We start from the raw sequence: 13,517 nt of genomic DNA, 5'->3' as shown, positions 1-13,517 counted from the left end.
CCGCTAGGGAAGACCGCCAACATGCTGCGCATCCTGCTGATCAACGACACTGCGAAGAAAGTCGGCCGGCTCAAGGCCGCCCTGATTGAAGCCGGCTTCGAGGTCATCGACGAATCCGGCCTGACCATCGACCTGCCGGGACGCGTCGAGGCCATCCGCCCGGACGTGGTCCTGATCGACACCGAATCCCCCGGCCGCGACGTGATGGAACAGGTGGTGCTGGTCAGCCGCGACCAGCCTCGTCCCATCGTCATGTTCACGGACGAACACGACCCGAAAGTCATGCGCCAGGCCATCCAGGCCGGCGTCAGCGCGTACATCGTCGAAGGCATCCAGGTTGATCGCCTGCAGCCCATCCTCGATGTCGCCATGGCGCGCTTCGAAAGCGACCAGGCCTTGCGCGCGCAGCTCAACGCCCGCGACCAGCAACTGGCCGAACGTAAGCGCATCGAACTGGCGAAGGGATTGCTGATGAAGATGAAGAACTGCAACGAGGAGGAGGCGTACACCCTGATGCGCCGTCAAGCCATGAGCCGCCAGCAGAAGCTGATCCAGGTGGCCGAACAGATCATCGCGATGCACGACATGCTGGGTCATTGAAACGGACAATCCGCGCAGTGCGCCGCTGATCCTGGTCTATTACCGCTACGACGCTGCCCTGGGCACTGGCCGGGTGATTGCCAAGCTGCAGGGCACACCTGGCCCAAGCACATAGCAACGTAGGATGGGTTGAGCCTGCGATACCCATGCTGTTCGTTGGCGCCGATGGGTATCGCTTCGCTCAAGCGGACGCCGCCCGCCACATCTTGCGAGCCATCCTGCTAGCCCGAGCAATGGAGCGTCACAGGCACGAAACTTTCCTCGACAAACCGCTGCTCCAGCCCGTATCTTCGCCGCCAGGCCACCGCAGTGGCCGACGTCGCTCGGACGGTTCCGGGCGCTTACGTATCCGAGGAAAGCATGGCTGACCAGCGTTCACCGCGCCGTTTTGCGCGCATCGATCGTCTCCCCCCCTACGTCTTCAACATCACCGCCGAACTCAAGATGGCTGCACGCCGTCGCGGCGAAGACATCATCGACCTCTCCATGGGCAACCCCGACGGCGCCACTCCGCCGCATATCGTGGAAAAGCTCGTGCAGGTCGCCCAGCGTGAAGACACCCACGGATACTCCACTTCCCGCGGCATTCCCCGCCTGCGCCGAGCCATCTCGCGCTGGTACAAGGACCGTTACGACGTGGAGATCGATCCTGAATCCGAAGCCATCGTCACCATCGGCTCCAAGGAAGGCCTGGCACACCTGATGCTCGCCACCCTCGACCATGGCGACACCGTACTGGTACCGAATCCCAGCTACCCGATCCACATTTACGGCGCAGTGATCGCCGGCGCCCAGGTGCGCTCGGTTCCGCTGATACCCGGCGTGGACTTCTTCGCCGAACTGGAGCGGGCGATCCGCGAAAGCATTCCGAAGCCGAAGATGATGATCCTCGGCTTCCCTTCCAACCCCACCGCCCAGTGCGTGGAACTGGACTTCTTCGAGCGCGTGGTCGCCCTGGCCAAGCAGTACGAAGTACTGGTGATCCATGACCTGGCCTATGCCGACATCGTCTACGACGGCTGGAAGGCGCCTTCGATCATGCAGGTGCCCGGCGCCAAGGACATTGCGGTGGAGTTCTTCACCCTGTCCAAGAGCTACAACATGGCGGGTTGGCGGATCGGCTTCATGGTCGGCAATCCGGAACTGGTCAGCGCCCTGGCGCGGATCAAGAGCTACCACGACTACGGCACCTTCACTCCCCTGCAGGTGGCTGCCATCGCCGCGCTGGAAGGCGATCAGCAGTGCGTGCGGGATATCGCCGAGCAGTACCGTCAGCGCCGTAACGTGCTGGTGAAGGGGCTGCACGAAATCGGCTGGATGGTGGAAAACCCGAAGGCCTCGATGTACGTCTGGGCCAAGATTCCCGAGCCCTACGCCGCTATGGGTTCACTGGAGTTTTCCAAGAAGCTCCTGGCCGACGCCAAGGTTTGCGTCTCTCCGGGCCTTGGCTTCGGCGACTACGGCGATGACCACGTGCGCTTCGCCCTGATCGAGAACCAGGACCGGATTCGCCAGGCCGTGCGCGGCATCAAGGGCATGTTCCGCGCCGACGGGCACCTGGAAGCCTCGGCACCGTCCAAGCCCCGAAAGGCCAGCAAGGCCTGACGTACAATAGCGTCCCCTGGTCACAGGGGACGCTCCCGCCTCTGAACTTTCCCAAAATGCCCGCCTGGCAAGGTTTCCTTGCCTTTTCAAGCGCTTGGCGCACTTTCACGAACACCACCGTTCGTCGGCTTTCAGATCGATTTTTGAACAAAATCAGGGTTCTACCACTCTGATGAAAGCCTAAGTGCATCGCGCCACTTTTGAGCCATGGTTGGTCGTCGGCGCGCATGTCTTTTTCCCCTTGAGTCCGGAGCGATTCCAAATGCACAAGTTCACGTGCAGGAGGTTTCTCTGTCTCAAAAAAAGGAGGAATGCCTATGAAGACATGAATAAAACTAGAGATGCATGAACAACCTGACCAAACGACTCAAAGTCCAGAGAGACTAACGAGTAATTAAACAATATATCGGTGCCCTTACTGCATCAGCACACCAACTTACTTTGTAAAACAAGAGGTCAACCATGGAGCTGTATCATCTCATTACTTCCCTGTTCAAACAGGAAGCAACCATGGAATTAATGCGCATGGGTGTTGTTTATGCCCACCTGATCGCCTGCTGCGTGGCAATCGGCCTGGTCCTGACCAGCGATTACGCCATGATCAAGCAGATGATCACCGGCGAAGACGACGCTACCCACAGCGACAAAACCCATCTTGATACTTTGAAGAAAACTGTACTGCTTGCACTTGCGGCACTCTGGGTAACAGGGATAGGTATCGTACTGCTGGACTACTCTGTCAAAGGCGCGGTGTACTTCCTCAACCCCAAACTCCAGGCCAAGATCCTGGTCGTAACCTTGTTGACCGTAAACGGCTTCCTGCTGCACAGCGCAGTCCTGCCTGCAATCAAGAAGGCTGGCACGCTGGTCAAAATGGAAACCAACGCCCGCACCCTCGCGGTGTTCTCGGGCGTCGTCTCCGGAGTCTCCTGGTTCTACGGAGCCATGCTGGGCATTGCTCGTCCGCTCAGTTGGAAGTACTCCCTTGGCGAAATCATGTTCGCTTACCCGCTGTTCATCTGCCTTGGCTTCGTCGCGATGACGCTGCTGGTGAAGTGGGCAAGCAAACGAGATGAAAGTCTCGCTCCTTCCGGAGTGAAATCTGCACTCGCCTAGCTGTAAGAGATGACTGGGCAGGGATGCCCAGTTTCAAATCAAAGCTCGCCAAGTTATAACTTTCGCAACATCCCGCTCCAACTTCCCTCAGCTACTTCAAGAATCCCGCGCCCTCTTCCCCTTGCCCGCCCCCAATAGGCACCAAAGTCCAAACTTTCGACTTTATCGGGCAGCTCCGGAACTTTTCCTCCTTTCGCATGTACGAACTGCTGCCCCTAAGTGACCTGCAGTAAGGACGTACAGTGATTGACCTCAGCACCTGGAACCTGACGGTCCCAGCCACCACCTCCAATACCCTCATCACCACCGACCGCCTCAATAATGGCTATGAAAGCCAGTACTTCCGGCGCAACTCCGACGGCAGCATCAGTTTCTGGGTACCGGTGAAGGGTTCCCGTACCGAAGACGCCAGTTACCCGCGCACGGAACTGCGTGAAACCCAGGCGGACGGCACCCTGAGCTACTGGTACCAGGCCAGCGCCGACAATTACCTGAGTGCGGTGCTTTCCGTGGATCAGGTACCGAGCCAGAACAAGGTCGTCATCGGCCAGATTCATAGCAAGGACGAGCCCGGCAGCCAGAATGATCCGCTACTGAAAATCCAGTACCACTACCTCCGCGGTAACGGCCGGATCGAGGCACTGCTGCGCAAACGCCCCGGCGACGATGAGGTGGAAAACATCGTCCTGGCTGAAAACGTCGACCTGGGCGAACGCTTCGGCTACGACCTGCGCCTCACCCCCAGCGGCAGGCTGGGAATCGTCGTCACCAGCAAGGGCGACGACGGCAACCTGTACCGCCAGCTCAGCGCCTACTGGAGCAAGCAGCAGCTCTATTTCAAGGCGGGTGCCTATATCCAGGACAACTACGGCGCGACCAACGAAGGCGGCCGCGTGACCTTCTATTGGCTGAACGGGCTGCACCGCTGACATTCAATCGGAGAATGACGGCTCATCCGTCCACACGGGCGTAGAATCGGCGCCCCGCCGCTTCTACGCCTGAGGTTCCCATGGCCCGCCTGTCCCTGCACTTTCCTGAAGACCAGTATTGCTACTCGACCCATCTGACCGTGCGCGTCACCGACATCAACGGCGCAAACCACCTGGGAAACGACTCGATGATCTCGATGATCTCCGAAGCCCGGGCACGGTTCCTGTTCGAGTTCGGCATCACCGAGACCGCTGAGGATGGAGTCGGGATCATCGTCACCGATCTGGCGACCACCTACCGGGCCGAAGCCCACGCACGCGATCAGTTGCTGTTCGAGGTCGGGGTCATGGACTTCAATCGTTACGGTGGCGACATCACCTTCCGCATCACTCGCCCGGCGGACGGCGCACTGGTGGCCATGGCCAAGTCCGGCTTCGTCTTCTTCAACTACCGGGAATCCCGCGTAGTGCCCATGCCGGAGAACTTCCGCAGCACCTTCCCAAAGGTGAACTGGATCGACTGATCCCATTCCAGCTTCAACTCGGTGCACCCGCGATCCCATCGCCCCGTTTTGAATCAGCCTGGAAATCCGCCAGACGGCGAAAGAACCCTCTAGAACGGCACTTTTCGGGATTGGCCCGGCTCTTGCTCTGCTACTGGCAGAGGTAGCCAACGGCGGTTGCCCTACTACACGACAAAGGCGTCGCGTCACTCCGCAGCAATGCGGGCAGTGGTGCGACGCCTTTTTCGTTCCGGCCCCAGCGATGGGGCGGTGGACGGGCCGGGATCCGGACGTTCGCTTGCAGCTCACTCAATCCCGCTGCGGCCCCGGCCGCAGGACGACGCGCCACAAGCGCGACGTTTTACCGGGAGGTGCGACCGCCGTGCCCACGATCATGGCGAGCGCGCCTCCCGGCCCCTAACTGCAGATGAGGTGTTCGATGACAACGAGTTTCTGGAAAGCCGGCCACACGCCCACCCTGTTCTCCGCCTTCCTCTACTTCGACCTGAGCTTCATGGTCTGGTACGTCCTTGGCCCGCTGGGCGTGCAGATCGCAGCCGACCTCCAACTCAGCACCCAGCAGCGCGCGATGATGGTGGCCACGCCCATCCTGGCAGGTGCCGTGCTGCGATTCCTGATGGGCATGCTGGCCGACCGGACCTCGCCGAAGGCCGCCGGCCTGCTCGGCCAGGTGGTGGTCATCGTCGCCCTGTTCGTCGCCTGGCAGACGGGCATTCACAGCTATGAGCAAGCGTTGCTCCTCGGCCTCTTCCTGGGCTTCGCCGGTGCCTCCTTCGCCGTGGCGTTGCCGCTGGCGTCACAGTGGTACCCGCCGCAGCACCAGGGCAAGGCGCTGGGTATTGCCGGTGCGGGCAACTCGGGCACTGTGCTGGCCGCCCTTTTCGCCCCAGGCCTTGCGGCCCTCTATGGCTGGAACAATGTCTTTGGCCTGGCGCTGATCCCGCTGGTGCTCACCTTGGCAATCTTCGCCCTGGCTGCCCGCAACGCCCCCAACCGCCCCGCTCCCAAGTCGATGGGCGACTACCTCAAGGCCCTGGGTGACCGCGACAGCTGGTGGTTCATGCTGTTCTACAGCGTGACCTTCGGCGGCTTCCTCGGCCTGGCCAGCACCCTGCCCGGCTACTTCCACGATCAGTACGGCCTGGCCCCGGTTACCGCTGGCTACTACACCGCCGCCTGCGTCTTCGCCGGCAGCCTGATGCGCCCGCTCGGCGGCGCCTTTGCCGACCGCATCGGCGGCATCCGCACCCTGCTGGTCGTCTATACCGTGGCCTCGGTGTGCATCGCCGCAGTGGGCTTCCACATTGCTAGTTCCGCCGCCGCCCTGTCGCTGTTCGTGGTCGCCATGCTGAGCCTGGGTGCAGGTAATGGTGCAGTGTTCCAACTGGTACCCCAGCGCTTCCACAAGGAAATCGGCGTGATGACCGGACTGATCGGCATGGCCGGCGGAATCGGCGGCTTCTGCCTGACCGCAGGCCTTGGTGCCATCAAGCAACACACCGGCGACTACCAGCTGGGCCTGTGGCTGTTCGCCAGCCTCGGCGTAGTGGCCTGGTTCGGTCTTTACGGTGTGAAGCAACGCTGGCGCACCACCTGGGGCTCCGCTGCCGTCACCGCGGCCCGCGTCTGACCTCGAAACCGACCCTGCACCCTTGGGGTGCCGGAGCAGATCCGACAAAGGAGCGCCTCGCGCTCCTTTCGCCATACAGGACGGACCGCTGATGACGCTGCAACTCAGCTTTGGCGAAGCCAGTTCCACGGGGCCGCGCACGGAGAACCAGGACGCCGTTCGGGTGGTCACCCCGGCACCCGCCCTGGCCGCCAGCAAAGGCTATCTCTTCGCGCTCGCCGACGGCGTCAGTCAGTGCGCCGACGGCGGACTCGCCGCACGTGCCACCCTCCAGGCCCTGGCACTGGACTATTACTCGACGCCGGAAACCTGGGCTGTGGCCCAGTCGCTGGATCGGCTGCTGGTGGCCCACAACCGCTGGCTCCAGGCCAATGGTGGCGGCCAGCCGCTGCTCACCACTCTGACCGCCATGGTCCTGCGCGGACGCCGTTTCACCCTGGCCCATGTCGGCGACTGTCGCGCCTACCGTTGGGACGGCCAGCAACTTTCCCGACTCAGCGAAGACCACGTCTGGGAACAGCCCGGCATGCAGCACGTGCTCAAGCGTGCGCTTGGCCTGGACCAGCATCTGGTAGTGGACTACCTGGACGGCGAGTTGGCGGAGCGTGAGGGTTTCGTGCTGGTCAGCGATGGTGTCTGGGCCGTGCTCGGCGACCACGGCATCCAACGCATCCTGCAGGATGAACAGGACCTCCCCGCAGCCGCGCAGGCGCTGGTCAGCGCTGCGCACCTGGCGGGCGGCCAGGACAATGCCAGCGCGCTGCTGATCCGCGTCGACAACCTGCCCCAGGCGGGTCTGGCGGATACCCTGGCGCAGCTCGACCACTGGCCGCTGCCGCCGCGCTTGCAGAAAGGCCAATCCTTCGAGGGCTGGCAGGTGGAACGCCTGGTAGCCGAATCGCGCCAGTCCATGGTCTATCGGGTACGCGACGGCCAGGACCGCCGTTGGCTACTCAAGACCCTGCCCGCCAGCCGTCATGACGAACCCGCAGCCGGGCCAGCCCTGATGCTGGAAGAATGGTTCCTGCGCCGCGTCGCCGGACGCCATTTTCCGGAAGCTCATCCGCTGCCCCAGCGCCAGCATCTGTATTACGTGCAGCGCGAATACGCCGGTCAGACGCTCGCCGAGCACCTGCGCCTCGGCGGTCCGATGCCTCTGCCGGAATGGCTGGATATCGCCCCACGGTTGCTCAAGGCACTCGGCCAATTGCATCGACGCAACATCCTGCATCGCGATATCAAGCCGGAAAACCTGCTGTGGGGGGACGACGGCGAACTGCGGCTCCTGGATTTCGGCCTGGCGTATTGCCCTGGCCTGTCCCAGGACGAGGCGCACAGCCTCCCTGGAACACCCAGCTACATCGCCCCGGAAGCATTCGCCGGCACGGCGCCTTCCCCGAAGCAGGATCTCTACGCGGCAGGCGTCACCCTGTACCACCTGTTGACCGGCCACTATCCCCATGGCGAGATCGAAGCGTTCCAGCATCCTCGCTTCGGTGCGCCCACGCCGGCCAGCCGCTACCGGCCCGATCTGCCCGCCTGGCTGGATGAATGCCTGGCTCGCGCTGTATCCGCCGATCCGGCCGCACGCTACGAAACGATGGAGGAATGGCTGCTGGCCCTGGAACAAGGCGAACGCCGCGCCCTGACGGCCAAGCCCCGGCCGCTGTTGGAACGCGAACCCCTGAAGGTCTGGCGTGGCATGGCGCTCTTGTCGCTGCTGATGAACCTCATGCTGCTGCTCCTGTTCCTGCGTGGATAACGCACCAGGCTGATGCACCCCGCCCCAAGCAAGGGCGCAGCGACCGCAAGGTCACCGCTCCACCCCAGGAAAACGGGTACTTCCGGGGTTGGCACGAGGACTGCAGTATCCACTTCGACAATCTACAAAAAGCGTCCGCCTCAACGACGAGACGGCACTTTCCCGAGAGAACGGGACTTGGACAAAGGCGTCCTGCTGGCAACAGCGGGACGCCTTTTTTGTTTGCTCGACGTTTGTGCAGGAGTGTCCTGGCATGAAGACATCCAAGCTGGTGGTGATCGGAAACGGCATGGCCGGAGTGCGTACTCTCGAAGAACTACTGAGACTGGCACCGGAGCGATACCAGATCACCGTGTTCGGCGCCGAACCCCATCCGAACTACAACCGCACCCTGCTCTCTCCGGTGCTGGCCGGCGAGCAGACCTTCGAGGACATCATCCTCAACGACCTTGCCTGGTACGCGGATAACGGCATTGAACTTCTACTGAATCGCAAGGTGGTGAAGATCGATCGCCAGCGACGCCAGGTGATTGCCGAAGATGGCAGCCGCGCTGACTACGACCGTCTTGTCATCGCCACCGGCTCCACGCCGAGTCGCCTGTCCATACCCGGCAATCGCCTGCAAGGCGTGATCGGCTACCGCGATATAGCCGGAGCGCGCGCGATGATCGAAACAACTCGTACTCATAGCCATGCTGTGGTGATCGGCGGCGGCCTGCTGGGTCTGGAAGCCGCCAATGGCCTCAAGCAACGCGGCATGGACGTTACCGTCGTGCATCTGGCGGATTGGTTGCTCGAAAAACAACTCGACCAGCCGGCTGGCGACAAGTTGCTGCGCGCCTTGCAGGCTCGCGGCATCCGTTTCCGCCTGGGCACCGCCACCGAGGAACTGATCGACAACGGCGATGGCCGGGTCTGCGCCGTGCAGCTAGCGAGCGGCGAGATCATTACTGCCGACCTTGTGGTCATGGCTGCCGGTATCACCCCCAACACCGAACTGGCCGAGCAGGCCGGCCTGCCCTGCAATCACGGCATTCTGGTCGACGACACCCTGCAGACATACGACCCACGCATCTATGCCATCGGCGAGTGCGCGAACCACCGGGGAATCTCCTACGGATTGGTGGCACCGCTGATGGAGCAGGCCAAGGTCTGCGCCAATCACCTGGCCATGCTCGGCTTCGCCCGCTATCGGGGCTCGCTGGCGGGCGCCCGGCTCAAGGTAGCCGGTATCGAGATGATCAGCGCCGGCGACGTCCCACATCCCGGCGAGATCGCCGCCATGCCGGGTGCCTGTCCTCTGCACGACTGGCAGATAGAACTGGCTTCCGACGAAGTTCTGGCGTGGACCTGAATCATTTGCGGCGCGTCGAGCGCACTGGAGTATCACCATGAATGGCAAAGTCTGGCTGGTAGGGGCGGGCCCCGGCGATCCCGAACTTCTCACCCTGAAGGCGGTGAAGGCCTTGAATCAGGCTGATGTGGTGATGATCGACGACCTGGTCAATCCAGCCGTGCTGGAGCACTGCCCCGACGCTCGTGTCGTCCGTGTCGGCAAACGCGGCGGTTGCCGCTCGACTCCCCAGGAATTCATCCATCGCCTGATGCTGCGTTATGCGCGCCAAGGCCGATGCGTGGTACGGCTGAAAGGCGGTGATCCGTGCATTTTCGGTCGCGGCAGCGAGGAGGCCGACTGGCTGGCCGAGCGCGGGATTGAAAGCGAACTGGTCAATGGCATCACGGCCGGACTGGCTGGCGCTACCAACTGCGGCATTCCGCTGACCCTGCGCGGCATAAGCCGCGGCGTAACCCTGGTCACCGCCCACACCCAGGACGACAGTTCCCTCAACTGGCACGCCCTGGCGCAGTCGGGCACCACCCTGGTGGTTTACATGGGCGTGGCCAAACTGACGGACATCCATCAAGGGCTGCTGGAAGGCGGCATGCCGGGGACAATGCCGGTGGCGATGATCGAGAACGCTTCACTGCCAGAGCAACGTGAATGCCGCAGCACCCTCGCGTGCATGAAAGCGGACGCCAAGGCCTTCGAACTCAAAAGTCCTGCAATCCTGGTCATCGGGGAAGTGGCCGCAGCACAGGCAGCCCTCCCTCTGGCGCAAAGCGCCTGAATCTGTCTTCGCTCCTGCGAAGTAGTGCTTGCCCGGCTATGCCGGGCTTTTTTATGGGCTGTGCCCGCATTAAGTGTTGCAAGTGGCTGGATTGTCCGTAGGAGCTGGCTTGCCAGCGAATGGCCCCGTTTCGCTAGCAAGCTAGCTCCTACAAGGCCCCTGGACCGATGGCCGATCTCTGGCAACAGCTAACGCAGACATAGGCTTTTTTGCGGCAAGCACTTTTTTCAAGGCAAAGAAAAACCCGGCCTGGGCCGGGTTTTTCTTACCGCTCAAACCAATTACTTGGCCTGGGCTTCTACTTCGGCTTCTACGCGGCGGTTAACTGCGCGGCCGTCAGCAGTGGCGTTGTCAGCAACCGGGCGGCTTTCGCCGTAGCCAACAGCGTTGACGCGCTCGCTACCTACACCGTACTGGTCAACCAGCACTTCGCGAACGGCGTTGGCACGACGCTCGGACAGCTTCTGGTTGTAGGCGTCGGTACCAACGGAGTCGGTGTGGCCTTCAACGGTGGTGGTGGTAGCCGGGTACTGGTTCATGAAGTCAGCCAGGTTCTTGATGTCGCCGTAGCTTTCTTCTTTCACCTTGGACTTGTCGAAGTCGAACTTCACGTCCAGCTCAACACGTACAACTTCGGCAACGGCCGGGCAGCCATCGGCGTCAACGGTGACGTTGGCCGGGGTGTCCGGGCACTTGTCGACGTTGTCGCAAACGCCGTCGTTGTCGCTGTCAGCGCACACTTCAGCAACCGGGGCCGGAGCCGGCTCGGCTTGCTTGGTGGAACCGCCGAAGTTCACGCCAACACCTACGCCAGCCATCCACTCGGATTCCTGGGCGTCCAGGTTGTACATGCCGTCCAGGCCAGCCCTGGCGAAGAAGTTCTCGGTGAAGTAGTACTTCAGACCGGTGCCAATGTTGGCGAAGGTGCTGTGGTCACGACCGGTACGCGGCGGAATGTTGCTGATGTTCTGATGGGCAAAGCCGGCAGAAACGTACGGACGCAGGCCAACACCCGGGGTACCGAAGTGGTAGATCGCATCGAGGGAAGCCAGGTTGCCCTTGATGTCCTTGTGGCCATCGGTACCGAAAGCGTCTTCGGAGGTCATGTCGTGGTATTCACCGTACGACAGAGCCAGGGAAACGTCGTCGGTCAGGTAGTAGCCTACCGAGCCGCCGTACAGGTTGCCGTTCTCGAGATCGCGAGAACTGTCGGTGAAGTAACGCTTACCGAAAGCTTCCACCTCAACTGCGCCTTGGCCCTGAGCCAGCGCGTTCAGCGAAAAGGCGGCAACAAGAGAGCCAACGGCTACGCCTAAGGTGTTTTTCAGTTTCATCCGTAAATCCCCATCTTGGTGGTCAGTAAGTTGTCGAACAATCTCCAGACAACTTGGGCGGCAATTCTAGCAGAACATACCGGCCCATAAGAGATAATTTTTCCCGAACTAAGTTTCAGAGAGTCCGGAAAATTTTTCGCGAAGGCGATCCAGCGCACGTTTGTAGCGCATTTTTGTCGCACTCAAGCCCATGTGCATAATGTCTGCGATCTCCTGAAACTCCAGCTCTGCGACAAAACGTAGCACAAGAATCTCCCGGTCGATGGGATTCACATGTACCAGCCATCGCTCCAGCCCCCCTCTTTCCTCGACCTTGGGCGTTTTTTCATCCGAGGCTTCTTCAAGGGGATCCAGACTCAGTGCATCCAGCAAGCGTCGTTTTCGACGCTCTTTCCGATATTGGGTAATGCACTCGTTGTACGTGATGCTATATAGCCACGTCTTGAACTTCGACTTGCCTTCGAAGTTCTTCAAACCATAGAGCACCTTGAGCATGACTTCCTGGCAGACATCATCCGCGTCACGGTCGTTCCCCAAATATCGGGCACAAACGTTGAACAACGTGCGCTGGTAACGCCGCATCAATTCTTCATAGGCGCGGGTGACATGGAACAGCTCGACATGCGCACGCTCCACGAGCTCTTCATCGGAGAGCTCGCGTGGGTCATAGCGCAAGGAAAGCGATTGGGGCTTGTTCAAAACGGGTCGGGCCGACAGTCAGGTCAAAAGCCGCCGGGGCGCGGGGAACCGCGCACCTTGTCTGGCGGCATACATTAGCAGGGAAAAGCCGTCGTGTTAGCGGCTGGTTACCCGTTGATCGAGCAAAGTACGATTCGAGACCGATACCAGCTCACCTTCCTCGGTGAGCAGCAGGGTCTTCACCGTGCCAATCTCTTCGATCTGCCCTTCGACATCGCCAATCTTCACTTGTTGCCCAACCTGGTAAAGCTCTCTCACGTAGATGCCGGCAAGGATCTGTCCGGCGATTTCGCGACTGCCAAGACCCAGTGCCAACGCCGCTGCCAGGCCGATGGAGATCAGCACGATGGCGATGACGTTGTTCAGCAGTTCGGTCTTGACCTCCAGTTGGCCGATGGCCACGGAGATACTGATGATGATGACCAGCCCCTGAGCAAGCCTGCCCAGGCCGTGGGCGTATTCCAGGCCGACACCCTCGGCGGCACCACGAACCAGCCCGCTGACCAGTTGCGCCAGCAGTACCCCGGCAAGCAGCACCAGCGCCGCACCCAGCACCTTCGGCAGGTAGAGGGCCAGCACGTCGAGGGTTGCCGAAACGCGATCCAGGCCGAGGGATTCCGCGGCGGACACCAGGAAGATCAGCAGCACGAACCAGTAGACGATCTTGCCGATCAGGGTGGAAACCGGCACCTGGATGCCGGCGCGAGCCAGCATCTTGGTCAGGCCGGTGCCTGCCATCAGGCGATCCAGGCCCAGCTTGGCCAGCAGTTTGGAGAGCAAGGTATCCAGCAGCTTGGCCACCACGAAGCCCAGCAGCACCACGACCAGCGCGCCGAACAGGCGCGGGATGAAGCCCGCTACCGGCGTCCATACCGAGGTCATGGCGTTAACGAGACCTTGAGTCCAGGGGTCGAATTCCATGTTCAATCAGCCTTATCTTCAGAACGGACAGAAGCGTTGCGGCGCGACACAGGCGCCAGGTGGGGCGAACCATTGTTGAGGGCGATCATCATGGCGTCGAGCCAATGCCCCATCAGGCTGAACAGATCCCCCGCGCCCACCTGGCGATTGGCAGTCTTGAGCACACGGCCCAGAGCAGCGTCGTCATCATGGTCGGGCTGCGGAGACGCCTTGAGCAGGTCCCGCAGGGATTCTTCAAACGGATCGTGCATGCGCACCTCGCGTGGAT

The 13,517-nt window shown here is 61.4% G+C and carries 12 protein-coding genes and 1 pseudogene; 9 read left to right on the top strand and 4 right to left on the bottom strand.

What is annotated here, in order from left to right; genetic code table 11:
* The first annotated feature begins 21 nt into the window (after positions 1–21).
* The 9 genes and pseudogenes from DM872_RS26030 to cobA all read left to right on the top strand — a co-directional run bounded on the left by DM872_RS26030 (position 22) and on the right by cobA (position 10,295).
* Positions 22–600 carry an ANTAR domain-containing response regulator gene (locus tag DM872_RS26030; protein WP_179062112.1) on the top strand — a complete coding sequence of 193 codons (579 nt, stop codon included), beginning with the start codon at positions 22–24 and terminating at the stop codon, positions 598–600.
* A gap of 360 nt (positions 601–960) precedes the next feature.
* A complete protein-coding gene (gene alaC / locus DM872_RS26025; RefSeq protein WP_179062111.1) occupies positions 961–2,205 on the top strand; it encodes an alanine transaminase in 1,245 nt (414 codons plus the stop codon).
* Between the two features lie 462 nt (positions 2,206–2,667).
* Positions 2,668–3,321 (top strand): hypothetical protein, encoded by a 654-nt coding sequence (locus tag DM872_RS26020; RefSeq protein ID WP_179062110.1) that lies wholly within the window; start codon positions 2,668–2,670, stop codon positions 3,319–3,321.
* 242 nt (positions 3,322–3,563) lie between these two features.
* Positions 3,564–4,250: a polysaccharide lyase family 7 protein gene (locus DM872_RS26015; RefSeq protein ID WP_179062109.1), complete on the top strand. Its 687-nt coding sequence runs from the start codon at positions 3,564–3,566 to the stop codon at positions 4,248–4,250.
* Between the two features lie 80 nt (positions 4,251–4,330).
* Positions 4,331–4,774 carry a thioesterase family protein gene (locus DM872_RS26010; protein ID WP_179062108.1) on the top strand — a complete coding sequence of 148 codons (444 nt, stop codon included), beginning with the start codon at positions 4,331–4,333 and terminating at the stop codon, positions 4,772–4,774.
* Positions 4,775–5,192: 418 nt separating this feature from the next.
* The gene (locus DM872_RS26005) at positions 5,193–6,404 is read left to right on the top strand and encodes an MFS transporter (protein ID WP_179062107.1); all 1,212 of its coding nucleotides are present in this window, start codon (positions 5,193–5,195) and stop codon (positions 6,402–6,404) included.
* A gap of 91 nt (positions 6,405–6,495) precedes the next feature.
* Positions 6,496–8,166 (top strand): bifunctional protein-serine/threonine kinase/phosphatase, encoded by a 1,671-nt coding sequence (locus DM872_RS26000; RefSeq protein WP_179062106.1) that lies wholly within the window; start codon positions 6,496–6,498, stop codon positions 8,164–8,166.
* A gap of 253 nt (positions 8,167–8,419) precedes the next feature.
* Positions 8,420–9,421, top strand: a pseudogene (locus DM872_RS25995) (NAD(P)/FAD-dependent oxidoreductase); the annotation flags it as partial.
* Between the two features lie 136 nt (positions 9,422–9,557).
* Positions 9,558–10,295: a uroporphyrinogen-III C-methyltransferase gene (cobA, locus tag DM872_RS25990; RefSeq protein ID WP_179062104.1), complete on the top strand. Its 738-nt coding sequence runs from the start codon at positions 9,558–9,560 to the stop codon at positions 10,293–10,295.
* A 281-nt stretch (positions 10,296–10,576) separates the two neighbouring features.
* Here the strand turns inward: cobA and DM872_RS25985 are convergent, their stop codons facing one another.
* From DM872_RS25985 to DM872_RS25970, 4 genes are all read right to left on the bottom strand, one after another.
* Positions 10,577–11,629 carry an OmpA family protein gene (locus DM872_RS25985; protein WP_179062103.1) on the bottom strand — a complete coding sequence of 351 codons (1,053 nt, stop codon included), beginning with the start codon at positions 11,627–11,629 and terminating at the stop codon, positions 10,577–10,579.
* A 108-nt stretch (positions 11,630–11,737) separates the two neighbouring features.
* A complete protein-coding gene (sigX, locus tag DM872_RS25980) occupies positions 11,738–12,328 on the bottom strand; it encodes an RNA polymerase sigma factor SigX (protein ID WP_077526062.1) in 591 nt (196 codons plus the stop codon).
* 96 nt (positions 12,329–12,424) lie between these two features.
* Entirely contained in the window at positions 12,425–13,249 is an 825-nt protein-coding gene (locus DM872_RS25975) for a mechanosensitive ion channel family protein (RefSeq protein ID WP_077526063.1), read from the bottom strand.
* 2 nt (positions 13,250–13,251) lie between these two features.
* Positions 13,252–13,506 (bottom strand): CrfX protein, encoded by a 255-nt coding sequence (locus DM872_RS25970; RefSeq protein WP_179062102.1) that lies wholly within the window; start codon positions 13,504–13,506, stop codon positions 13,252–13,254.
* Positions 13,507–13,517 lie beyond the last annotated feature (11 nt).

The sequence above is a fragment of the Pseudomonas taiwanensis genome (assembly GCF_013393345.1).
Lineage (GTDB): Bacteria > Pseudomonadota > Gammaproteobacteria > Pseudomonadales > Pseudomonadaceae > Metapseudomonas > Metapseudomonas resinovorans_C.
Note: the sequence above shows the minus strand (reverse complement) of the source record. Positions and strands in the feature narration are given on the sequence as shown.

What these genes read in the sequence shown, in the direction of transcription:
- DM872_RS26030 (WP_179062112.1), top strand. Translation starts at nt 22, where the DNA reads ATGCTGCGCATCCTGCTGATCAACGACACTGCGAAGAAAGTCGGCCGG.
- alaC (WP_179062111.1), top strand. Translation starts at nt 961, where the DNA reads ATGGCTGACCAGCGTTCACCGCGCCGTTTTGCGCGCATCGATCGTCTC.
- DM872_RS26020 (WP_179062110.1), top strand. Translation starts at nt 2,668, where the DNA reads ATGGAGCTGTATCATCTCATTACTTCCCTGTTCAAACAGGAAGCAACC.
- DM872_RS26010 (WP_179062108.1), top strand. Translation starts at nt 4,331, where the DNA reads ATGGCCCGCCTGTCCCTGCACTTTCCTGAAGACCAGTATTGCTACTCG.
- DM872_RS26005 (WP_179062107.1), top strand. Translation starts at nt 5,193, where the DNA reads ATGACAACGAGTTTCTGGAAAGCCGGCCACACGCCCACCCTGTTCTCC.
- DM872_RS26000 (WP_179062106.1), top strand. Translation starts at nt 6,496, where the DNA reads ATGACGCTGCAACTCAGCTTTGGCGAAGCCAGTTCCACGGGGCCGCGC.
- cobA (WP_179062104.1), top strand. Translation starts at nt 9,558, where the DNA reads ATGAATGGCAAAGTCTGGCTGGTAGGGGCGGGCCCCGGCGATCCCGAA.
- DM872_RS25985 (WP_179062103.1), bottom strand. Translation starts at nt 11,629, where the DNA reads ATGAAACTGAAAAACACCTTAGGCGTAGCCGTTGGCTCTCTTGTTGCC.
- DM872_RS25975 (WP_077526063.1), bottom strand. Translation starts at nt 13,249, where the DNA reads ATGGAATTCGACCCCTGGACTCAAGGTCTCGTTAACGCCATGACCTCG.